Origin of the sequence: Mycolicibacterium nivoides, assembly GCF_003855255.1 — a bacterium.
Classification (GTDB): domain Bacteria; phylum Actinomycetota; class Actinomycetes; order Mycobacteriales; family Mycobacteriaceae; genus Mycobacterium; species Mycobacterium nivoides.
On record NZ_CP034072.1, the window covers coordinates 4235192 to 4254900 of the forward strand.

General features: G+C 66.0%; 23 protein-coding genes and 1 pseudogene. 16 read left to right on the top strand and 8 right to left on the bottom strand.

Annotated elements, in window-relative coordinates; translation table 11 throughout:
* Nucleotides 1–18: 18 nt before the first annotated feature.
* A complete protein-coding gene (locus tag EH231_RS20645) occupies nt 19–747 on the top strand; it encodes a PadR family transcriptional regulator (RefSeq protein WP_090430255.1) in 729 nt (242 codons plus the stop codon).
* Nucleotides 748–766: 19 nt separating this feature from the next.
* Complete coding sequence (locus EH231_RS20650; protein ID WP_090430253.1) at nt 767–1450, top strand: hypothetical protein; 684 nt, start codon at nt 767–769, stop codon at nt 1448–1450.
* Here EH231_RS20650 and glpK read toward each other — a convergent pair.
* Nucleotides 1447–2964, bottom strand: a complete 1518-nt coding sequence (glpK, locus tag EH231_RS20655; protein WP_090430251.1) for a glycerol kinase GlpK — start codon at nt 2962–2964, stop codon at nt 1447–1449. The genes EH231_RS20650 and glpK overlap by 4 nt on opposite strands.
* Nucleotides 2965–2973: 9 nt before the next feature.
* Here glpK and EH231_RS20660 point away from each other — a divergent pair, with 9 nt between their 5' ends.
* Nucleotides 2974–3738 (top strand): class I SAM-dependent methyltransferase, encoded by a 765-nt coding sequence (locus EH231_RS20660; RefSeq protein WP_124713213.1) that lies wholly within the window; start codon nt 2974–2976, stop codon nt 3736–3738.
* Between the two features lie 6 nt (nt 3739–3744).
* Here EH231_RS20660 and EH231_RS20665 read toward each other — a convergent pair.
* A pseudogene (locus EH231_RS20665) lies at nt 3745–4758 on the bottom strand (MinD/ParA family ATP-binding protein); the annotation flags it as partial.
* A gap of 29 nt (nt 4759–4787) precedes the next feature.
* Nucleotides 4788–6596, bottom strand: a complete 1809-nt coding sequence (eccA, locus tag EH231_RS20670; RefSeq protein WP_124713214.1) for a type VII secretion AAA-ATPase EccA — start codon at nt 6594–6596, stop codon at nt 4788–4790.
* Between the two features lie 69 nt (nt 6597–6665).
* Here eccA and EH231_RS20675 point away from each other — a divergent pair, with 69 nt between their 5' ends.
* From EH231_RS20675 to EH231_RS34630, 13 genes are all read left to right on the top strand, one after another.
* The gene (locus EH231_RS20675; RefSeq protein WP_090430244.1) at nt 6666–6983 is read left to right on the top strand and encodes a hypothetical protein; all 318 of its coding nucleotides are present in this window, start codon (nt 6666–6668) and stop codon (nt 6981–6983) included.
* Complete coding sequence (locus EH231_RS20680) at nt 6980–7336, top strand: YbaB/EbfC family nucleoid-associated protein (protein ID WP_090430242.1); 357 nt, start codon at nt 6980–6982, stop codon at nt 7334–7336. The genes EH231_RS20675 and EH231_RS20680 overlap by 4 nt, the downstream gene beginning before the upstream one ends.
* A gap of 227 nt (nt 7337–7563) precedes the next feature.
* Nucleotides 7564–7848 carry a hypothetical protein gene (locus EH231_RS20685; RefSeq protein WP_090430241.1) on the top strand — a complete coding sequence of 95 codons (285 nt, stop codon included), beginning with the start codon at nt 7564–7566 and terminating at the stop codon, nt 7846–7848.
* A 249-nt stretch (nt 7849–8097) separates the two neighbouring features.
* Nucleotides 8098–9171 carry a hypothetical protein gene (locus EH231_RS33960; protein ID WP_164480966.1) on the top strand — a complete coding sequence of 358 codons (1074 nt, stop codon included), beginning with the start codon at nt 8098–8100 and terminating at the stop codon, nt 9169–9171.
* A 23-nt stretch (nt 9172–9194) separates the two neighbouring features.
* Nucleotides 9195–9488, top strand: a complete 294-nt coding sequence (locus EH231_RS20705; protein WP_090430822.1) for a PE domain-containing protein — start codon at nt 9195–9197, stop codon at nt 9486–9488.
* Nucleotides 9489–9536: 48 nt separating this feature from the next.
* Nucleotides 9537–10622, top strand: coding sequence for a PPE domain-containing protein (locus tag EH231_RS20710; protein WP_124713215.1), 1086 nt, complete (start codon nt 9537–9539; stop codon nt 10620–10622).
* The gene (locus EH231_RS20715) at nt 10619–11431 is read left to right on the top strand and encodes an ESX secretion-associated protein EspG (RefSeq protein WP_124713216.1); all 813 of its coding nucleotides are present in this window, start codon (nt 10619–10621) and stop codon (nt 11429–11431) included. Before EH231_RS20710 ends, EH231_RS20715 begins: the two co-directional genes overlap by 4 nt.
* Before the next feature lie 77 nt (nt 11432–11508).
* Nucleotides 11509–11778 carry a WXG100 family type VII secretion target gene (locus EH231_RS20720; RefSeq protein WP_090430231.1) on the top strand — a complete coding sequence of 90 codons (270 nt, stop codon included), beginning with the start codon at nt 11509–11511 and terminating at the stop codon, nt 11776–11778.
* 19 nt (nt 11779–11797) lie between these two features.
* Nucleotides 11798–12088, top strand: coding sequence for a hypothetical protein (locus EH231_RS20725; RefSeq protein ID WP_090430229.1), 291 nt, complete (start codon nt 11798–11800; stop codon nt 12086–12088).
* A 98-nt stretch (nt 12089–12186) separates the two neighbouring features.
* Nucleotides 12187–12966 carry an ESX secretion-associated protein EspG gene (locus EH231_RS20730; protein ID WP_124713217.1) on the top strand — a complete coding sequence of 260 codons (780 nt, stop codon included), beginning with the start codon at nt 12187–12189 and terminating at the stop codon, nt 12964–12966.
* 4 nt (nt 12967–12970) lie between these two features.
* Complete coding sequence (locus EH231_RS20735) at nt 12971–13969, top strand: 3-oxoacyl-[acyl-carrier-protein] synthase III C-terminal domain-containing protein (RefSeq protein ID WP_164480967.1); 999 nt, start codon at nt 12971–12973, stop codon at nt 13967–13969.
* Nucleotides 13970–14011: 42 nt separating this feature from the next.
* Nucleotides 14012–14332, top strand: a complete 321-nt coding sequence (locus tag EH231_RS20740) for a hypothetical protein (RefSeq protein WP_044521190.1) — start codon at nt 14012–14014, stop codon at nt 14330–14332.
* A gap of 31 nt (nt 14333–14363) precedes the next feature.
* Nucleotides 14364–16121: a hypothetical protein gene (locus tag EH231_RS34630; protein ID WP_124713219.1), complete on the top strand. Its 1758-nt coding sequence runs from the start codon at nt 14364–14366 to the stop codon at nt 16119–16121.
* A gap of 4 nt (nt 16122–16125) precedes the next feature.
* Here the strand turns inward: EH231_RS34630 and EH231_RS20750 are convergent, their stop codons facing one another.
* The 5 genes from EH231_RS20750 to EH231_RS20770 all read right to left on the bottom strand — a co-directional run bounded on the left by EH231_RS20750 (nt 16126) and on the right by EH231_RS20770 (nt 19707).
* Nucleotides 16126–16422 (bottom strand): WXG100 family type VII secretion target, encoded by a 297-nt coding sequence (locus tag EH231_RS20750; RefSeq protein WP_090430221.1) that lies wholly within the window; start codon nt 16420–16422, stop codon nt 16126–16128.
* Complete coding sequence (locus tag EH231_RS20755; protein WP_090430218.1) at nt 16419–16865, bottom strand: YbaB/EbfC family nucleoid-associated protein; 447 nt, start codon at nt 16863–16865, stop codon at nt 16419–16421. The genes EH231_RS20750 and EH231_RS20755 overlap by 4 nt, the downstream gene beginning before the upstream one ends.
* A gap of 2 nt (nt 16866–16867) precedes the next feature.
* A complete protein-coding gene (locus EH231_RS20760; protein WP_090430216.1) occupies nt 16868–17821 on the bottom strand; it encodes a WXG100-like domain-containing protein in 954 nt (317 codons plus the stop codon).
* Between the two features lie 104 nt (nt 17822–17925).
* Nucleotides 17926–19464 carry a hypothetical protein gene (locus tag EH231_RS34370; protein WP_241177781.1) on the bottom strand — a complete coding sequence of 513 codons (1539 nt, stop codon included), beginning with the start codon at nt 19462–19464 and terminating at the stop codon, nt 17926–17928.
* A gap of 6 nt (nt 19465–19470) precedes the next feature.
* A complete protein-coding gene (locus EH231_RS20770; protein ID WP_090430214.1) occupies nt 19471–19707 on the bottom strand; it encodes a hypothetical protein in 237 nt (78 codons plus the stop codon).
* Nucleotides 19708–19709 lie beyond the last annotated feature (2 nt).

The following is a 19709-nucleotide window of genomic DNA, read 5'->3' on the forward strand; positions in this document are numbered from 1 at the left end:
AACGAAGGATTTACTCCAATGACCCACCCATTCAATTCACAAAACGGCGGCTTCGGATTCGTTCCACTCGGCCGCGAAGAGGCCCGCATCATGTTCCGCCAGGCGCGACAGGCCCGCCGGGACATGCGCGAACAGATGCGTGCACAGGCGGATGCGACCCGTGAGCACGGCGTCGACGCCACCTGCCAGACCGGCTTCGGCGGCCCGGGCTTCGGGCCCGGACGCGGCTTCGAATTCGGTTTCGAGCCGCGCGGCGGCTTCGGCTTCGGATTCGGCGGACCCCGGGGGCGGGGTAGCCGGGGCGGACGCCGCGGTCGACGCGGCGACGTCCGTGCCGCCATCCTGACCTTGCTGGCCGAACGGCCCATGCACGGCTACGAGATGACGCAGGAGATCGCCGCCCGCAGCCACAACCTGTGGAAGCCCAGCCCGGGCTCGGTGTACCCGACCCTGCAACTGCTGGTCGACGAAGGTCTGATCACCCCGACCGAAACCGAGGGCAGCAAGAAGACTTTCGAGCTGACCGAGGAAGGCCGTCAGGCCGCAGCCGGGATCGAGACCGCGCCCTGGGACCAGATCACCGAGGACGCCGACCCCGCCGCCATGAACCTCCGCGGCGCCCTCGGCCAGCTGATGGCCGCCGTCGGGCAGTCGAGCTTCACTGCCAGCGAGGACCAGCAACAGCGCATCCTCGACATCGTCAACAACGCCCGCCGCGAGGTCTACCAGGTCCTCGGCGAGGAGTAGCGGCCCGTAGGCTGCCTTTGTGAACAGCCTCGTGACAACCATCGCGCCGGCCGTCGTCGCAGTCTTGACCGCGGCCGGCGCGGTCATCGGACTCCAGTTCCGTGATGTCGACGCCTACGAGCGCCGGCGCAACATCTGGCAGTGGCTTCTTGTCCTGCTCGCCGCCGCCGCGACATTGGGGGCCGTCGGATCGGCCTCCGGTGTGGGAAGCCTCGTCGAGGCCACCATCATGACGGTGGTCGGGGTGGCCGCCGTCGTCCTCGCACACGTGCTGTGGCGGCGGCGTGTTCCCGACGCCGAACCCCGCAACGTCGCGATCGCGACCGCCGCCGCCGCGTGCGCGGTCCTGGTCATCGTCGGCGTCACGACACTGACCTACACCGGGAACAAGGGCTGCCGTCAGGCCGATCCGCTGGTGCAGTCCAGTCGCGCGAGTTCGGGCGCTCTCATGCCGACGATCGAGGCCAACCAGGGTCCGACGGTCGGCGACTTCACCGACTGGGCCAAGATCATCCGCGAGCAGGCCGATCAGGTGACCGACGGCGATGTCGCGCAGCATGCGCACCGAATGGGCGAGCTGGCAGGACAGATCGCCGAGTCGGTCAGGAGTAACGACAAGGCCCAGCACGCACTGCTCGGCAAGGAGTACTACGACGAACTCGGGGCGATCCTGAAGAAGTGCCAGATCCAGGTGACCCGCTAGATCTCGACCCAATCCAGGGTTCGCGAAACCGCCTTGCGCCAACCGGCGTAACCCCCGGAACGCTGCTCGTCATCCCACTGCGGGCTCCACCGCTGACCCTCCTGCCAGTTCGCCCGCAGGTCGTCGGCGCTCTCCCAGAACCCGACCGCGAGCCCGGCCGCATATGCCGCGCCCAGCGCCGTGGTCTCGGCCACCACGGGCTTGACCACCTCGACTCCCAGCACGTCAGCCTGGATCTGCATGCACAGCGCATTCGCGGTGATACCGCCGTCCACCTTCAGAACCTCAAGGTGCACACCGGAATCGGCTTCCATGGCCTCGACCACGTCGCGGCTCTGGTAGCAGATCGCCTCAAGGGTGGCCCGCGCCAGGTGAGCGTTGGTGTTGAAGCGCGACAGGCCGACGATGACGCCCCGCGCGTCGGAGCGCCAGTATGGGGCGAACAGCCCGGAGAACGCCGGAACGAAGTAGACGCCGCCGTTGTCGGCCACCTGCCTGGCCAGCGCCTCACTCTGCGCCGCACCGCTGATGATGCCCAGCTGATCGCGCAGCCACTGCACCGCCGAGCCGGTCACAGCAATCGAACCCTCAAGGGCGTAAACCGGTTTCGAGTCGCCGAACTGGTAGCACACCGTGGTGAGCAGTCCGTTCTCCGAACGCACGATCTTCTCGCCCGTATTGAGCAGCAGGAAATTGCCTGTGCCGTAAGTGTTCTTGGCCTCACCGGGCTCCAGGCACACCTGCCCCACCATCGCGGCCTGCTGATCGCCGAGGATTCCGGTCACCGGCACCTGCCCGGCCAGGGGACCGCTGTCGCGGGTGATCCCGTACGAGGCCGGGTACGACGACGGCTTGATCTCGGGCAGCATCTGCCGCGGAATCGAGAAGAACGACAGCAGTTCGTCGTCCCAGTCCAGGGTTTCCAGGTTCATCAACATGGTGCGGCTGGCGTTGGTGACGTCGGTGACGTGCACGCCGCCGCGGTAACCGCCGGTGAGGTTCCAGGTCACCCAGCTGTCGGGCGTACCGAAGATCGCGTCACCGTTCTCCGCATCGCGCCGGACGCCCTCGACGTTGTCCAGGATCCACTGGATCTTGCCGCCCGAGAAATACGTCGCGGGCGGTAGCCCCGCCTTGCGGCGGATCACGTCACCGCGGCCGTCGCGGTCCAGGGCCGCGGCGATACGGTCGGTTCGGGTGTCCTGCCAGACGATCGCGTTGTGGTACGGCCGCCCGGTGTGGCGGTTCCAGACCAGTGTGGTCTCCCGCTGATTGGTGATGCCCAGCGCGGCGAGGTCCCCGGCCACCAGGTTGGTCTTGTTCAGCGCGGTCATGATCGCCGCGGAGGTGCGTTCCCAGATCTCGACCGGGTTGTGTTCCACCCACCCCGCTTTGGGCAGGATCTGCTGGTGCTCGAGTTGATGGCGCCCCACCTCGGCACCGGCGTGATCGAAGATCATGCATCGGGTACTGGTGGTGCCCTGGTCGATTGCAGCTACGAAGTCCGCGGACATTCGTACATGATGGCTTACATGGCTCCCGACCCCTCAGATATCGACCGGATGCCACGGGGCGGGTTCCGCGCGTCGTGCCTGGACCGGCTGCTCGAGACCGACCGGCCGGAGTACCTGGACCGCGACGATGTCGACAGTTCCGTGAAGAACCAGGTGATCGGGGCCCTGGACTGGACCGGCCGGTTCTTCAAGAACCATCAGCGCTTCGCCGCGATCGCGCTCGATCTGGTCGCCGAGGTGCCCGATCCTCGAATCCTGGAGTTGGGCGCCGGACACGGCGGGGTGTCCCGCCAACTGCTGGCCGATCACCCGTCGGCACGGGTCACCGTCACCGACGTCGACCCGCAATCGGTCGCCCGCATCGCCGCGGGTGACCTGGGCAGCCATCCGCGCGCCGAGGTCCGCCAGATGGACGCCACCGCGATCGACGCCGCCGACGGCAGCTACGACCTGGCCCTGTTCGCGTTGTCGTTCCACCACCTGCCGCCGGCTCAGGCCGCGCGGGTGTTCGCCGAGGGCACCCGGGTTGCCGACACCCTGTTGATCATCGACCTGCCGCGCCCGCCGGCCCCTCTGCACCTGCTGCGCCTGGCGACGATGCTGCCCGCGGCGGTGGTGCTCCCGTTCGCGCACGACGGTGTCATCAGCTCACTGCGCAGCTATAGCCCCTCGGCATTGCGCAGCCTTGCCCGCCACGCCGACCCGTCGATCGAGCTCAAGCTGCGCAGCGGACTGAACCTGCCCCAGATCGTCGTCGCCAGACGCGCCCGGTGAATCTCCTCAGGCGCGCCGCTTGACCTGCGGCGCCACCGAGAAGAGATCGGCGACGGTGGAGGCCAGCTCCAGGAACGCCTGCCGGGTGGCCCGGCTCAGGAAGCCGAGGTCCACCTCCGCGCCCTCGGCGAGGTGATCGTCGAACGGGATCACGTGCAGCGCCCGCACCCTGGGCAGGAAATGGTTGGACAGCTGCGCCATGTCGAGCCCGAGCGCACCCGGCCTCGACGCGCTGACCACCACGACCGCCTTCGGCACCAGATGTGAATAGCCGTTGCGCTCAAGCCAATCCAGGGTCGCGAGCGCACTCCGCGCCGAGTCGATGGCAGGCGATGCGACGATCACGATCGCATCCGCCGCGTCGAGCACGCCCGCCATCGCCGAGTGCACCAAACCGGTCCCGCAGTCGGTCAGGATGATGTTGTAGAAGCGCTGCAACACACTCAGCACACCGCGATAGTCGTACTCCGAGAAGGCCTCTGAGGTGGCCGGGTCCCGCTCGGACGCCAAGATCTCCAGACGGCTGGTGCTTTGGGAGGTGTGGCGGCGGATGTCGGAGTAGCGCGATATCCCGTCGTCGAGGAGCACGTCGCGCACGGTGGAATCGCATTCGTTGGGCCCGCGCTGGGCCAGCGTGCCGAAGTCGGGGTTGGCATCCACCGCGATCACCCGGTCCCCACGGGTCGCCGCCAGCGTCGCGCCCAGCCCGATGGTCGTGGTGGTCTTGCCCACCCCGCCCTTCTGGGACAGCAGGGCGATGTTGAACGGTCCGCCGACCACGGGCTGGTTGACCCGATCGATGAGGGTCCGGTGAGTGGACTCCTGCTCGGAGACTCCTGGATTCAGACCGGTGGCCCGGTAAACGGCCTTGCGCCAGCCCGACTTTGGCGTCGGTGCGGCACGGACCAGACCGAGGTCTCCGTTGCTCGGCACCACCGATGAGGGCTGACTCGCTGCGCTCCCCGGCTTGATGGACGTGAACGGAGTCGGTTCCGGCGGCCCGAGCGGGAGCCGCTCGTCATTGCTGTCGGTCATGGCCCTTCCTTCCGTCAACTCGATGCCGTCATGCCGAGCACCTGCTTGAGTGCCGCCCGCATGTCGGCCGGCTCGATCCGCATCAGTTGCGCCTCGTCGAGTTCCGCCAGGTTCGTACCGTGGATCTCGCTGAGCCGGTATTCGCGTTCCTCCTCGGCCGCCTCGATCACGTTTCGCACGAACCGGCCGTTGCCGGCAAGGTCGATACCGGGGCGCAGTTGTCCCGTCGAGTCGAGTGCCTCGCTCTGGCACAGCGTGACGCACGAGCTGACGAGTTCCTCGTAGGCGGCCTCGGACAGTTCCGAATCCCTGGTGCGGGCGACCAGCTTTCCGATGTCCCCGAGTTCGTGGGGACCGTACGAGCCGAACCGGATTCGTTTGGTGAAGCGTGACGCCAGACCGTCATTGGAGGCCAGGAAACGATCGATCTCGGCGTCGTACCCGGCGATGATCACGACCAGGCGGTCGCGATCGTTCTCCATGCGGGCCAGCAAGGTGTCGACCGCCTCACGACCGAAGGCGTCGCCGCCGGACAGCCCGGTCTGGATCAGCGTGTAGGCCTCGTCGATGAACAGCACCCCGTCCATCGCAGAGTCGATCAGCGCGGTCGTCTTGATCGCCGTGCTACCGAGATGCTGGCCGACGAAATCGTGACGCTTGGCCTCCACGATGTTCGGTGTCCGAAGCAGCCCCAGCCCGCAGTAGGTCTGGGCGACCACCCGGGCGATCGTGGTCTTGCCGGTCCCCGGCGGGCCGGTGAACGCCAGGTGCAGGCTGCGCGCCGCCGAGCTGAGCCCCTTGTCTCCGCGAACCTTTGCCAGCATTGCTGCCGACTTCAGTTTGGCGACTTGAAGTTTGACCTCTGACAGGCCGATCTGCCGGTCCAGTTCCTCCTGCGCGGCCCGCAGGTATTCGTTGCCGCGCTCGGACAGATCGTCGGCCATCAGGTCTTCTGCCGACGGCACACTGGCCGGGTCCCAGCGGTCGGAGCGCGAGTCGACGATCTCCTTCGAGGTGATCACCAGGCGGTACTTCGGATCGGCCAGCGCGGCGGCGTTCGCCTCGAATCCCGGGTCCTCGCTGTAGATACGTTCGAAGATCACCCGGGCGTCCTGCTCCTCGCCCATCTCCCGCAGGGTCAGCCCCTTGCAGAACTCCGCAGCCCGCCGGGCCCCCGGTACCGGGCCCTCGATCGCCCGGTCGAGCCGACGGATGCCCTCTCCGAACAGTCCCATCTGCGCGCACGCCGACCCGACCATCAGATCGGCTCCGGCACCGATGTAGCCGTCGGTGAACGATCCCGACCTGCTCAACGCACTCAGTACGTCGGGCCAGCGCTGCGTGGTGAAGTGCAGTACCCCGCGGATGTACGCACAGATCTCCCCGGTGTCACCATCCGCCGGCGTCGTGGTCTGTTCCAGCTTGTCGAGAACCTGCTCGGCTTCGTCGAAATCCTTGGCCTGAATCATGCTGGCCGCGTATGCGAGCCACATCTCGGTCTTGGTGCTCAACGGGTAGTCGAGGTACAGACCGGTCTGGAAGCGTCCACTCAATGCCCGTTGCGGCAGACCGAGTCGGCGCTGCTCGCGGAACAACGAGAGTGTGCTGGTTCGGTACAGGTGGTAGATGACCTCGGGGCTGGTGTCACCGGTGGCGGCGCGACCCAACCACGCATCGCACATGTCCGGGTCGTACTCGGTGGCCCGGCGGAACGCCAGCGCCGCGTACTGCAGGTCGCGCTCGGTCTCCAACCCGTCGATGGGAATGCCGAGCGACAGCACCCCGGCATCGAAAACCCGCTGCGCATCGGTAGATCCACTCATCGGAGGTGACACATCTCCTCACTGCACGGTCAGCCGCGATTCGCCCGCGAGTGTACTAAGTTGAGCAGAATGGCACAGCCGGTGCAGTCACCGGGCGGAACGATTTCGGTGCACACGACCGAACGCGGTCTGCCCATAGCGCTACGCCTCGACCCCGTCGAGTTGAAGAAAGCGCCTGCGCAACTGGCCGATGAGATCATGGCACTGTGCCGCTTGTCGGCGGCGCGCGCCCAGGTCGAGCGCAGGCGGGAGCTGGCCGAAAAGGGTTACAGCACATCGGTCATCGACCCGCTGCGGCTGGCGACCGAAGACGAATTGGCCCGTGCCGAGGACGAGGTCCTCGGTGACGAGGACGACCTTCCGCCGACCTGGGGCAGGTCGGTATGACCAGTCTCGCCGACTCCCTCCTCGCCCGCATCCGTAAACAGCGTGACCTGGTGCAAGCCATGGATGAGCACTGCCAATCGATTTCGGCGCGCGTCACCAGCCGTGACGGGAACGTCAGTGCCGAGGTCGACGGCATGGGAGCGATGACCGGGCTCTGGCTCGGGCCCGGCGCGCACAAGCTGGGCGCCGACGCGCTTGCCAAGCTCATCGTCGAAACCGCCGGCGCCGCTGCACAGGTCGCGTCGGCACGGCAGCAGTACCTCACCGAGGAGTTTGCCCAGCGCATGCAGGAACTCGGCCAGGCGCCGCTGACCCGTTGGGACGGCGGCTCTTTCGAACCCGAGCGTCAATAACCGCCGGGCAAACGAGTTGCGCGGACGGGATGGCGACTGCGCCGCAGTTCAGGGCGCCCAAGAATTGCTTATCCAGCAATTTTTGCCGTTGCACTAATTACCAGTACGAACGATCTACACGTGTAATTCGCACAAAATTCAGTTAGCTGCGGTCGGTCAGCGCCGCTATAGTTTATTGGTCTCGTGCCCACACAACCCCCGCTTCCAGCCGGAAAGGTAATAGCACGATGAGCGACATTTTCGCCGCCCAACCTTCGGGAATGGCCACCTTTTCCGCTGCCAACGAGGCAGCCGGATCCGCGATAACCACAGTCGGTTCTGCCGACTCGGCGGCGATGCTCATGTCCGCAGCGGCCGCGCTCGGCCCGATCGGAGCGGTCTATCTCGCCGCCTTCGGCCCAGCTCAAGCCAACAATCTGGCAGGGACACTGTTGGTCGGCGGGGTACATGCCGCCACAGGTGCCGCCACCGAAATGTCGCGGTCCGCCGTGCTGTCCAACGACGACGCCTAGGGCTGACGCACTATGCCGACAGTTTTGCCTCCCCGCCCGGTGACCCCGGTAGGTCAGCTAGCTCAGCAGGTTCCCGGCTACGACGCCACCCCGGTTATCGCTGCTCAAGAACAGAACCTGCAAGATTTTCTGAATTTGCCAGTACGACAAATTCTTGAACGCCTGGGTTTGCCACCAATTGCCGATCAAAAACCCGCAGAACAACCGCCGCCCGAGGGCCAACCCGAGCAGCAGCCACCGGCCAATCCGATGGATCCGAGCGCTTTGATCAGCCCGGTCACCGATGCGCTGAGCAGCTTGGGCAGCGGCTTGTTCGAGGGCGTCGATCCGACGACGATGCTGCAGTCCATCTCCAAGATGTTCGACTCCACCGGCGGGTCCATGTCCAAGTCGGTCAGTTCGGCAGGCGACGCGTGGCAAGGCGCCTCCGGTACGGCCGCGGCCGCCAAGACCACCGCCGCAATTTCCGACGGCGCTGCGGTCGGAACCCAATCCGACGCCCTCAGGGCCAGTTTGTCCGCTGCGGCAACCAACGTCGGGCAGGCTCGGGTCCGGCTCATCGAGATCATCACCGAATTCGCCGCGACGATCGCGGCCATCGGGCCCATGATCATTTTTCCGTGGGGCTGGGCAGCCGCAATCGCCGCCGCCAACAAGGCAATTGCCACCACGGCCGAGGTGATGACCGAACTGCAGACTTCGCTGGCCACCCAGGCAGCTCAGGTCACCACAGCCGGTGCACCGGTGGGCATCACCGCTGCGCCCGAGGGTGCCTCGTCGCTGGCCGGCCTGGCCTCCCTGATGCCGATGGCGATGAAGGGCGCCGAGGCCGGGGTGCAGGCCGGCACCGGTGCAGCGTCGGCGGCCAGTCAGGCCGCCGCGAATCCCGCGATCGATCCATTGGACCCGGCCGCTGCCGATGCGGCCGAGGCCGAAGGCGGCCCCGCGATCGCGGGCGCGGGAATGGGCGCAGGTGGCGGTGGCGGTGGCGGTGGCGGTGGGATCGGCAGCGGCGCACTGGCACCGCGCTCACTACCCATGTCATCGATGCTTCAAGCGGAAAGCGCAAGTGCCCCAGCGCAATCAGCTGCACCACGGGTGGGCGGCGTCGGCGCACCGGGCATGATGGGCGGCGCACCCATGGGGGCGATGGGCGCCGGGCAGGGCGCGAACGCCTCATCGAGCAACAACCACACCTCGGCATCGTTCCTGCACACCACCGATCAAGGCAGCGAGATCGTCGGCGATCTCGGTACCGCGGCACCCCCGGTCCTCGGGGAGGCCGACCCGTATCAGACCCCGGACGTCGAACTCCGGATCTAACCAACCCGATAAGGAGAACCGTGATGGCCGACAACGCCGGTATGTCCATCCAGCCCGGAGAGGTCCAGGAGATCAGCCGTCAACTCGACGAGCTCGCCAACCGTGTCCAGCGGGTGATGACCGACGAGGCGCCCAACCTCACGGTGACGCCGTCCGCCCGCGATGAAGTGTCGCAACGAATTGCCCAGACCCTCAACGAGGTCCACACCTCGTTCGGTACGTCCACCGATCAGGGCATGACCGAGGTTCACGAAGTGGCGGCGACGCTGCGCGGCCATTCGTCCAACATCGCGGCTTCCGAGGACTTCGCCGGCTGATATCAGCACGACCATTCGAGTTCTGTCGACGAGGGGAGGTTTCCGGGCGTGGGGTTCACCGACGTTGCGTGGGAGTCGCGCAGCACCGAACAGCTGGCTCGCGACCTCACCGAGGGGCCCGGTCCGGCGTCGGTCGGCGGAGCCGGTGCGGCCTGGATCCGGGTTGCCAACGAATTGGCAAACGTCTCCGTTGATTTCGACAAGCTGGTGGCGCGCCTCCGGACTGTCTGGGACAGCCAGGCCTCCGACGCTGCGGCGCAACGCCTGGAAGAGTTCGGTAAGTGGTTGCAGGCGATCAGCCTCAGCGCGGCCGGCAACGGGCAGCGCGCTGAGGAAGCAGCAGTTGCCAACACCGTGGCGGTGCTGGCGATGCCCAGCGTGGCAGAGGCGATCGAGACGAAGACCGCCCAGGACATGATGGCCTCGCTGGCGGCTTACAACGGCGCCGTGCTGACCGGGACGTTCGCCGAGTTCGACGCGGCCGCCACCGCCGATGCGGCCAACGCCGCGGCTGTCATGCAGCAGTACGAGGAGGCCGCTGCTCCCCTGGCCCAGCCGTGGGAGCAGCCCGTGCCTCCCCAGGTGTCAAAAGGCAATGCACTCAAGGCCGAACAGGGTGCCGACAGTGCGGCCGGTGCCGGCGGTGGGGCGGCCGGCGGCGTCCCGTCGGTGCCACCTCCGCCGCTGGCACCCATGTTCGCGCCGGTCATCAAGTCGAGCGGCGACCCGAAGGCCCTGCAGAAGACCGGGTTCACAGGCGGGGGCGGCGGTGGCTCGGGCACCGGGATGAGTGGTGCCCCCTATGCGCCGATGGCTGCGATGGGCCGCGGCGACCAGAACCGCGACTACGAATCCGTGCAGCCCGCGGCGGCTCTGGACGGGGCGGGTGAACCGGGTGCCGGGGTGTCCGACGCCGGGCAGGCCTGGCTGCCGGCCGCGCAGCAGAACGATGCACCGTTCATGGTGTCGAATGTCAGTTGGGGTCCCGATACCGCGGTGTTCGACGAACTCGCCGCCCCCGAGGTGCCCGCCGGTGAAGGTTTCGCCGATGAACCGGAGCGCACTCTCGAGCAGGTGGACAACCGCTGGGTCACTCCTCCCGTGATCGGCGTCGACCGGGGGCTCAACCTATGACGGCATCGCTCGCTGGACAGTTCGTCGTCACCGACGACGAACTGCATGTTCTGGCAGCACGTCTCGGTGTCCAGGCGATGCCGTTGGTGCTGGACCTTCGGCCGCGGCACCCCACCGAGACCGCCCGCGCCGAGGCGCTCTGGCAGGCCACCCGGAGCCTCACCGAGCGCGGCCTGCTGGCGGCCGGGGAGGTGAGCGCGGAACTGTCCGCGGTGGTGCAGTCGCTGCAGCGGCCCGACCGCGAGCTGGCCATGCGCCTGGTGACCCCCGATGGGTTGGCCCGTGTCACAGTCGTGCGGGATGGCACGCAATGCATTTCGGCCTGCCGGGTGGGTGACGCGATCACATTGGAGACGATCGACGACGGTGCGAACCTGTCCAGCGCGGCCGGTGCCCTGCTCCGTCGGCTCCCGGCATCTGCGCCCGCCGAGATCAGTCCGGTCGGCGCTCCGCTCACCGAGGTCAGCCAGGCACTGTCTGATACCCACGACGCCACGGTGCTGTCCGACCGCATCCGGGCGCTCGGAGCCGATCCCCGCTCCGCGATGACCCTGGGTTCGGCGCTGGCGGCGCGGTTGGCGTTCGCCGAGATCGTCTACTACGCACTCGATGACGACGTCGACCGAATTTCGCGGTCCGCCGGGGCGGTCGGCATCTTCTACACCAAGCGCGGGCGGATCGTGGGCGCGCCCAGCGCATCGCCCAGCGGCCAGTTGTGGACCACCCTCAAGCCGGGATCGGACCACACGATCAAGCAGGCCGTCGGCCAACTTGTCGAGCTGTCCAGCTACAGATGGGGGGACTGCTAGATCCGCTCCGTGTTCACTAGCGAATTCTCAACCACCATCCGGCGATTCACGCCGGGTATGACAAAGAGAGGTACGGCATGACGCTTCATCTGACGCCCGCGGAAGCTCAGCAAAAGATCGAGAACATCGACAAACAGATGATGGATGTCCGGCGACTGGCGGCCCAGATCCTGGACCAGACCGAGTCCATGACGGCCAGTTCGTGGACGGGCGGCAAGGCTGCGAAGTTCCGCGGCATCATGACGCAGCATCACGAGGACTTCAACTACGTCATCAACAACCTGCAGCAGATCGTCGACAAGGGAAAGTCCGACATCAACGCACTTGTCAGCCACGACGCCGACTAGACACGAGAGGTTTTGACCAATGGATACGGATAGCATTCGGTACCAGTACGGAGCCAACTACGCATCCCTGGACGACATTCAGGGAGCGACCAACAACGCGCAGGCGATGCGCGAAGAGGTAAGCCAGGTCTTCGCCGCACTGCAGGGCGTTTACGAGGGCGACGCCGCGGCGACGCTGCATCAGAAGCAGACTCAGATCCTGCAGCAGATGGACGCGATCCTCAACGAGATCACCCAGACCCGGACCGGGGGCAATCAGTCTCAGGAAGACGCCGCGGCGCTCGACGCCCATCTTGCCGGCGGCTTCTAGGACGGCAGTATCGTCGGCGGGCTCGGTTGTCGGCTCCATCGCGACCGAGCCCGCTTGCGCGTCCGGTTTTCCAGCGGCCAGAAAGAAAGGGGCTCAACATGATCACTGATGAGGTAGCCCCGCTTCGCCATGGGCTCGAGCCGTGGTTCATGAGCGGTTTCGAGTTCCGTTGCATCTGGGAGGCACTCGGTCTCGACCGCCTGCCGTCCCCGCTGTCCTACCGCCACCGCGGACCGAAGTTCATGTCCGAGGTGGAGGCCGACCGCCGCGAGGCGCTGGCCCGGTTACGCTCCGGACTGAACCCGAATCGTGTTCGTATCCTTGAGGCTTTGCGGTACCCGGCATACCTCCTGCAGGGATTCGGCCAGATCGAGACCGGCCAGGTCTACCGGCTGCTCGGAGTGATCGGCACGACGGGTTACTGCGCGGTCATCACCCAGGATCCGAGCGAGCAGCTCATCTTCGGCGAAGACGTCCAGATCATCGGCTGTGTGAACATCGACTTTCCCCAGGTCGTCCTGGAAGCGCTCCCTGCCTACAAGCCCGGCACCCGGCCCCGCAAGGAAGAACTGCTCGAGGACGAGACCCCGACCTCGGCGCTTCGGGACACCAAGATCACCGGATCGATTCTGCTCAGCGGTTCGCCCGAGTTCACGATGGACTATCAACTGCTCAACGCCGACCACCTGACCGTGATCAACATCGCCGACGACGGTGCGTACGTGGTGAACGAGGGCGCGAAGTCATTTCAGATCATCCCGGCGACGGTGCCCAATCTCATGCAGGTCTTCAAGAAGGTCGAGAAGCGGCAATCAGAAGCACTGGCGGAGAAGCTCTCTGCCGAGAAATCGGACCGGGATTTCGATGCCCTACCTTGACGCCGTGTCCGTCTACGTGCCTGCGGGTACGGACAGTCAAGGCCGCCCGAAACATCTCGCGACCGCCGCTTCCGAAATGCAGTCGGTCCACGAGATGGTGGAACTGGCCGGACGCCAGATCGACGGCTCCGCACTGTCCGCGGCGGCCGACAGCATGGCCGCCTCCTTCCATTGCGGCACCCTGTATCAGGGCGAACATTTCTGGCCGATACAGAATTCACTGCAACAGTCCCTGCTGGGCAGAACGTCTGCCGGATCCGCCACAGAGATCCGCCAGTTCTGTTCCGGTGGGCTGTACGGCGTGATGCTCGCCGACGCGGTGCTGCAGGCCGGCTGGGCCGGCGACTACGCGATGGTGACGGGCGGCGACAGCATCTTCTACTTCGACCGGCATGAGTATGCCGCCAGCCCCTCCACAGAGGGTTCGCTGCTCGGCGACAGCGGTTTCTGCGCGCTTCTGAACCGCGACCACGGGTTCGCCCGAGTCGTATCGGCTGCCGCACGCTCGCACAACCCGTCTGCCGGCATGATGCACGGCAGGGCTGACGGCGCCATCGACGATCCGAAGTTTCCGACCTTGGAAGACTGGATCGCCCGGTGGGAAGACTATGACCGACGCGGTCTCGGGACGGTGCGAGACAACGCGATAGCCAGTTTTCGGGTGGCCGTCCAAACCGTGACCGAATGCTATGAGCGCGCGGGCGTTCAGCCCGACGAGATCGATTGGTTCGCCCCGTCGTTCATCGAGCCGAGCTACGTCACGGACATGCTGGCGAAGCAGACCTTCCTGCAACCCACACCCGGTCTGTACTCCTTCGCCGCACAATTCGGGCATCTGACCGTCTCGGATTTCGGCGTGAATCTCGCCTATCTGATGAACAACAAGATCGCCAAGGTGGGCGACCTGGTGCTGCTGTTCGCCGCCGGGAATTTCGTCAACTGCGCCGCGGTGCTGCTGCGTATCGAGAAAGAGGTGACCCTCCCATTCAACATGCCGGCGTGACATCGCGATTCACATGAACCACCACCGCAGAGGAGAAGACTGATGACCAACCCGTGGGGCGGCCTGGACGCCGACACCGTGAACAAGAAGCTCTACCTTGATCCGACCGTCATCTCGGAGGTCAACAGGGTCTTCGAACCGTACGAGGAGAGCCTCGAAACCCTCATCGGCGATTCCCTCGACGAGACCACGGGGTACTTCGGGACACCGGAAAACCCGCTGGCGGTTCTGGTTCAGAAGGTCTTCGATGCCCGCGGCAAAGAGTTGACCGACTACCTGAAGGAGCAGTTGTCGCAGACGCAGGGCTTTGTGAAGACTGCCCGGGATGCGGCGGAGGCCATGCGGACCTCCGAGAACGACTAGTCACAGCACGGACGGGACGGCGTAGAACACCATGAGCGGCTTCGGCAACTACCTCGGCGCCACGATGGGCACGAGCACCAACGAAGAGGGCAAAAGTGGCGCCGTCTATGACAATGCCTTCGTCACCAACTCGAACTACCCCAAACGCGCTGCGCTGATCGGCGACGACGGCAAGTTCGTCCAGCTGGACTCAGATCTCCAGGACGAGAACAAGGTCGCCAAGTACCAGCCGAACAGCGCCCTTCTCGGCGAAGTCCCCGGATTGATATCAGACAACAGCACGTATCTGGAGGTGCAGGACAAGCTCTCCGGTCCCGAATCCCTCAACTGGGAGGGCAAGTCGTTCGTCTTCATGCGCAAGGAGAGGGACTCGCTCAATCCCGGCAAGATCGCACAGCTGGGCAAGGACTGGACGGAACACGGCGACACCCTGAAGACGACTTCCAAGGATTTCAAGGAAACCGTCAACAAGACGATCGAGGGAAAGTGGTCCGGCGAGAGTGCCGCGGCCGCCGAAGCCGCGTCCAAGCAGGTCACCAAGACCTCGATCTACGACTTCACGCTGGCTTCCGACGCGATAGCCGACAGGCTCACCGTGCTCCACGACGCGTTCACCAGTCTTCGGGACCAGTTCCCCACCTATGCGAACGACCAGTTGATCGAAAAAGGTGATTTCGACAAGGCGAAGCTCGACGCGAAGATCGCCGATTTCAATTCCAAGTACCACATCGACGGCAGCGGCTACCTGCGCAACAACGATGACGGTTACGTGACCGCGGCCGACGCACTCAAACAGCTGGACGAGATCAACCGCTCCATCGACGCCTATCAGAAGGCGGTTCAGCTGTTTCAGAACATCTACAACCCGACCGTCGAGGCGGTCACGAGAAACTTCCCCAACCTGCCGACCCCGCCGAACATGAAGTACGGGGATCCGACCGCACCCGGCGGACCCGGCGGACCCACCAGCCCCGGCGGACCCGGTGGTGGCACCAGCCCGTTCAAACCGGGTGGCGGCAGCGGCATCAAGCCTTTCGACAAGTCGGACTTGGACAAGCTGAAAACAGACAAGCCGACCGACCTCGACAAGTACAAGCCGATCGACCAAAAGCCGACGGACCAAAAAGATTCCACGACCGATCCCACCAAGGACGCCCTCGACAACCTCAAGGATCCGATCAAGTCCGCGATCGACTCAGCGACCAACGCCGCCAAGGACGCGCTGGGCCAGGCCATGGACGCCGCCAAAAACGCCGCAGGGCAGAACCCGCTGGGGCAAGGGCTCGGGGGCCCACCCGAGGGCGTCCTCGGCCTCGGGCCGCAAGGGCTCGGCGGCGCGGGTGCGGGCAAGGGGGCCGGCGGCGCGGGTGGCGGAGTCCCGTTGCGCGGCATGCCGAGTGGCCTTCCGACCACAGCACCCGTGACCACCGCGGCGAAGGTGACTGCCCCGGCCGCCGCGGCCGGCCTGGGCGCGGGAGCGGGCAGCCCCGGAGCAGGTGCCCCGGCTGCCGGGCAGCGCGGCGATCAGAACGGGAAGGGCCACCAGGTCAACAAGGCACTGCGCCGCAAGAAGAACGGCAAGGACGTCATCGGCGACGCGGATGCATCGGTGCCGGTCGTCGGCGCGAACGAGGAAGCGGACCAGCCGGAGAGCGCGCCGGTCGAGCAGTCCGAGTTCCGTCGCCGCGTTCCGCAGCGGGACGGCACCTGGCAGCCCAACTCGGCGGTGCAGCCCGGTCCGGCTCGCTCGGCTCGCTCGCAGCAGTTCACGCAGGAACGCTCGGAGTGACGCGTCAGGGTGTGTCTTGTTGTTCCAGAGCGTCGGCGGTGATCCGCAGGCCGTCGGCGTAGTAGTCGAGCAGGTTGGTCTTGGCGGTGATCGAACCGTCCACCCAGTCCAGCTGCGCCTTATAGCCTTTGGAGCCGTCGGCGAACTTGTTGCCGATCTTGTCGTGGCCCCAGGCCTCTCCCTCACCGCCGAGCATCTGCATCAGCGCCGAGTGCACGGCTTTCATATCGTTGCTGACAAAGGCGAGATACTGCGCGGTACCGCGCAGCTCGGAAGGCGTGACGCCCAGCGGTACGGTCATCGCACACTCCTCACAGTGGGGTATTCGTCTGGTTCTCCTTCACCGTCGTGATGCCGCGCCGGCACAGCGGGCGACAACAGATCCCTGATGTCGGGAGCACCGTCGACGATGTCGGACAGCGAGGGCATCTCCTCCCGTCGCTGAGCCAGCGGCGCAAGGAGTTCCGCGACTCTCCACTCGACGTCGCGGGCGGCCTCCTGGGCCGCGGCGGTGATGTGCCATCCCAGATCGGTCAGCTCATGGTCATCCAGATAGGATTCGCCGACCGCCGTCCGGGTGACGACGCCGTCGGCGTTCACAGTGACCGTGACTGTCCCGTCGGCCCGAGTGGCTGTGGCGGACAACGCCGCCCGTGCTTCCTCGACGGCGGCCAGCTCGGCGAACTGTTCCTGCACGAGTGCAAGAGCATTGATGAGTTCATGCCGCGCCGCATCGTTGTCCATGCCTAGTCCCCGTCTCCCCCACTGGCCGCCGATGCGCCACCCCCATCGGGCGTCGAAGCCTTGGTGCTGCGCGCCGCAGCTCTGCCCCGCACGCCGCCGGTGACGGATGTGGGCACCGACCCGAGGACTGAAACGGGATCGATGTTCTGACCGGTGGCCAGTGCGCCTGTCACCTTCTTGGACATGCCGGCGACGTACCCGACGGCAGCCCCCTTCAGAGCCGAATTGCCCAGTGCACGCTGTCCGTAGATGCTGACGGTGCCCTGCGTCGCACCGCCGACCGTGTTGGCCAGTGCGACCACTCCCAACCGATCCCAGTCGACTCCGTTCTGGTGCCCCTTGGACTGCTGGACCCCCTGGATGAACACTTCTTGTCCCAGGGCTTCAGCCGCCTCGACACCGGCCTTCTTGATGATCCGGTGCACGGTTGTCTTCGTCATCGCCTTGCCCAGGTCGGTCATGACGTCTTTGAGCAGCACCGACACCATCCGCTGGATCGCGGCGGATGTCGTCGTCTCGATGATGGGGATCTCCGCCGCCGATGCGCCGAAGGTCACCGAGGTCTGAGCCAGTGCCCAGGAGATCTCGAATGCCGCGATCGCCAGCGAGGTCAAGATCTGGAGCTTGGTGTATTCGATGTTCTTGCCGGTGCTTTCGGCAAGCGTGCCGAGCGCCGCCATCGCATCGGCGAGTTTGTCGACCGTGGCGTCACCGTCGAACAACATCGCGAACTGCTTGTCCGCGGCCCCAGCCGTAACGCCCTGCAGGACTGAACTCGTGCTGGCCCGCATCCGGTTCAGTTCGGGTATCAGATCTCTCAATTGTTCGGCGCGGTCGCCCCATTCACCGCCGATGCGGTACATGGCGTCCTCGTCGCCTTTGGGCCATTGCGAGCCGACCAGGTAGGACACCCACTGTAAAGGCCCGGGAATCTGCAGGGTCACACGATCCCCCATCGGCGAAAAGTTCCATGCAGCATTGCAATTCACGCTATTGCGTGCTACCGCACTCCGCCATTTCTGACGGCCTTGTTCGCCGAGAGTTCAGCTACCCGCCAGTTCTAAGTCAGAAGACCCGCCAAGCTCAGCTGGTTGGCCGCGGCATAGACCTGTGCATCGGGACGATCACCGAAAATTGCCGCGACGTCATCGACGGTGGCGGTGCGATCGGTGGCAACCTCCAACAGCGCCTGGCAGCGATCGACCGAGGTGGCGCCGGTTTGGGACACCATGTCGGCGACCGTCGCCTCCGGGGTCCAGATGGCCGGGAACGGCACGTCGAGCTCGCTTGAGGTGTCGGTTCCGCCTCGATACCACCGGCCGTCCGACCACCAGAAGCAGAAACTCAGCAGCCCGTTGCGATTTCGGGTGTTCAGCACCGAATCGTTGACCCACGCGGGCGCTCCCCCATACAGGTCGGGCAGCGGACCGCCGCCGTTGTAGGCGGCCTCTAGCAACTCGGAATTCCACTTGCCACCGGAGAGCACCGCACGGTCACCGGGCAGCAGGAACAGCGTCGACCCGCTGCGCACATCGCTCTCGAACCAGGCGTACCCGGGATAGATGCGTGGCCCCCACCCCGACCCGCTACCGGCGTAGGCAGCCGACAGCACCGCCCAGCGGGCCAGCAGGTCGGGAAGCGGCGGGATCTGGTCCGTGACGACGGCTTCGCGGCCGGCATCCTTGTCGGCGGCTGCCGCGGCCGCGGCCCGGGCGGCGTCGCGCCCCTGTGCGTCGGGCCCGGCGGTGTAGCCGGCCAGCCACACCGGCACCTGCGCACGTGGGTAGGCGTCGAGGTCGTTGCGGTAGTGGTCGGCCGCGACGATCTGGTCGTCCGGGAACGGCTCGTCGCCGTAGTCGTAGTCGACCGTCGCCTCACCGCGATTGGTGACGTTCAGCAACAGCCGCCACCACGGCCCGGCACTCATGCGGGCCGCGACCTCGCGTTGTTGCCGCACCAGGTCGGCGATCGACTGGGGCACCGGGACCAGACCGGTGCGGTCCTGGGCCCAGAACTGCACCTGGGCGATCTGTGAGGTGACGGTGAAGGCGAACACCGCGGAGAACTCGTCCCAGCCTTCCGGCCCGAGCTGGGCCAGCTGTTGCACGATCGAGTCGATGAGGCGGGAGGCCTCCTCGGCCGTCGCGGTGTCTGAACTGGTCGGGGCGTCGCCCACCGGTGCGGGCGGCTCGTCGACGATCGTGAAGTCGGCGATCGCGCCCGGGTCGTCGGCGGCCGCCAACCGGAACTGCTTCTCGAACTCGGCCATGAAGGCCGCCTCCTCGGAGTCAGCGCCGTTGGACTGAGCTCCGCCATTGGTTCGGACCGCGGGTTCCTGTGCGGTGAACGCATCCCGGGCCTGCTGCGGCGGGACCGACGACGACACCTCTTCGATGCGCCCGGAATCACCCACCAGGAAGATCGACCGTCCGACCGGGATGTCGAGGAAGGCCATCGGGTCGCTGTCATCGATGTCGACCGGTGCGTACACACTCCAGCCCTTGTCGAAGCGATCAGCCGCCAGACCTTCGGTCGGATAGTCGAGCCCCCTGGACCTGATCCAGTTCGTGACCAACGAGATTGCCTGTGCCGCTTCCATTGCCCCCTACCTTCCCAGCTTCTGCTGTTCGGCTTCGATTTCGTCGGCCAGCGCCGAGCGCTCGGCTTGTTGGCGTGCCAGCAGCTGCGCACTGAACGCGGTCCAGGCCGCATCCTGCTCCGGCGTCATCTGGGCGCCGTGCACCTCGGATTCGACATCCGGGTGGTCTTCCAGGAACTTGTTGAACAGCGCGCCCATCTCCCGGCTGTGCTTGCGGTTGAGCTCAATCCGTCGCGGGTCCATGC

What these genes read in the sequence shown, in the direction of transcription:
- EH231_RS20680 (WP_090430242.1), top strand. Translation starts at nt 6,980, where the DNA reads ATGACCAGTCTCGCCGACTCCCTCCTCGCCCGCATCCGTAAACAGCGT.
- EH231_RS20740 (WP_044521190.1), top strand. Translation starts at nt 14,012, where the DNA reads ATGACCAACCCGTGGGGCGGCCTGGACGCCGACACCGTGAACAAGAAG.
- EH231_RS20685 (WP_090430241.1), top strand. Translation starts at nt 7,564, where the DNA reads ATGAGCGACATTTTCGCCGCCCAACCTTCGGGAATGGCCACCTTTTCC.
- EH231_RS20770 (WP_090430214.1), bottom strand. Translation starts at nt 19,707, where the DNA reads ATGGACCCGCGACGGATTGAGCTCAACCGCAAGCACAGCCGGGAGATG.
- EH231_RS20660 (WP_124713213.1), top strand. Translation starts at nt 2,974, where the DNA reads ATGGCTTACATGGCTCCCGACCCCTCAGATATCGACCGGATGCCACGG.
- EH231_RS20760 (WP_090430216.1), bottom strand. Translation starts at nt 17,821, where the DNA reads ATGGGGGATCGTGTGACCCTGCAGATTCCCGGGCCTTTACAGTGGGTG.
- EH231_RS20725 (WP_090430229.1), top strand. Translation starts at nt 11,798, where the DNA reads ATGGATACGGATAGCATTCGGTACCAGTACGGAGCCAACTACGCATCC.
- EH231_RS20720 (WP_090430231.1), top strand. Translation starts at nt 11,509, where the DNA reads ATGACGCTTCATCTGACGCCCGCGGAAGCTCAGCAAAAGATCGAGAAC.
- EH231_RS20730 (WP_124713217.1), top strand. Translation starts at nt 12,187, where the DNA reads ATGATCACTGATGAGGTAGCCCCGCTTCGCCATGGGCTCGAGCCGTGG.
- EH231_RS34370 (WP_241177781.1), bottom strand. Translation starts at nt 19,464, where the DNA reads ATGGAAGCGGCACAGGCAATCTCGTTGGTCACGAACTGGATCAGGTCC.
- EH231_RS20750 (WP_090430221.1), bottom strand. Translation starts at nt 16,422, where the DNA reads ATGACCGTACCGCTGGGCGTCACGCCTTCCGAGCTGCGCGGTACCGCG.
- eccA (WP_124713214.1), bottom strand. Translation starts at nt 6,596, where the DNA reads ATGAGTGGATCTACCGATGCGCAGCGGGTTTTCGATGCCGGGGTGCTG.
- glpK (WP_090430251.1), bottom strand. Translation starts at nt 2,964, where the DNA reads ATGTCCGCGGACTTCGTAGCTGCAATCGACCAGGGCACCACCAGTACC.
- EH231_RS20705 (WP_090430822.1), top strand. Translation starts at nt 9,195, where the DNA reads ATGGCCGACAACGCCGGTATGTCCATCCAGCCCGGAGAGGTCCAGGAG.
- EH231_RS20755 (WP_090430218.1), bottom strand. Translation starts at nt 16,865, where the DNA reads ATGGACAACGATGCGGCGCGGCATGAACTCATCAATGCTCTTGCACTC.
- EH231_RS33960 (WP_164480966.1), top strand. Translation starts at nt 8,098, where the DNA reads ATGGATCCGAGCGCTTTGATCAGCCCGGTCACCGATGCGCTGAGCAGC.
- EH231_RS34630 (WP_124713219.1), top strand. Translation starts at nt 14,364, where the DNA reads ATGAGCGGCTTCGGCAACTACCTCGGCGCCACGATGGGCACGAGCACC.
- EH231_RS20645 (WP_090430255.1), top strand. Translation starts at nt 19, where the DNA reads ATGACCCACCCATTCAATTCACAAAACGGCGGCTTCGGATTCGTTCCA.
- EH231_RS20715 (WP_124713216.1), top strand. Translation starts at nt 10,619, where the DNA reads ATGACGGCATCGCTCGCTGGACAGTTCGTCGTCACCGACGACGAACTG.
- EH231_RS20675 (WP_090430244.1), top strand. Translation starts at nt 6,666, where the DNA reads ATGGCACAGCCGGTGCAGTCACCGGGCGGAACGATTTCGGTGCACACG.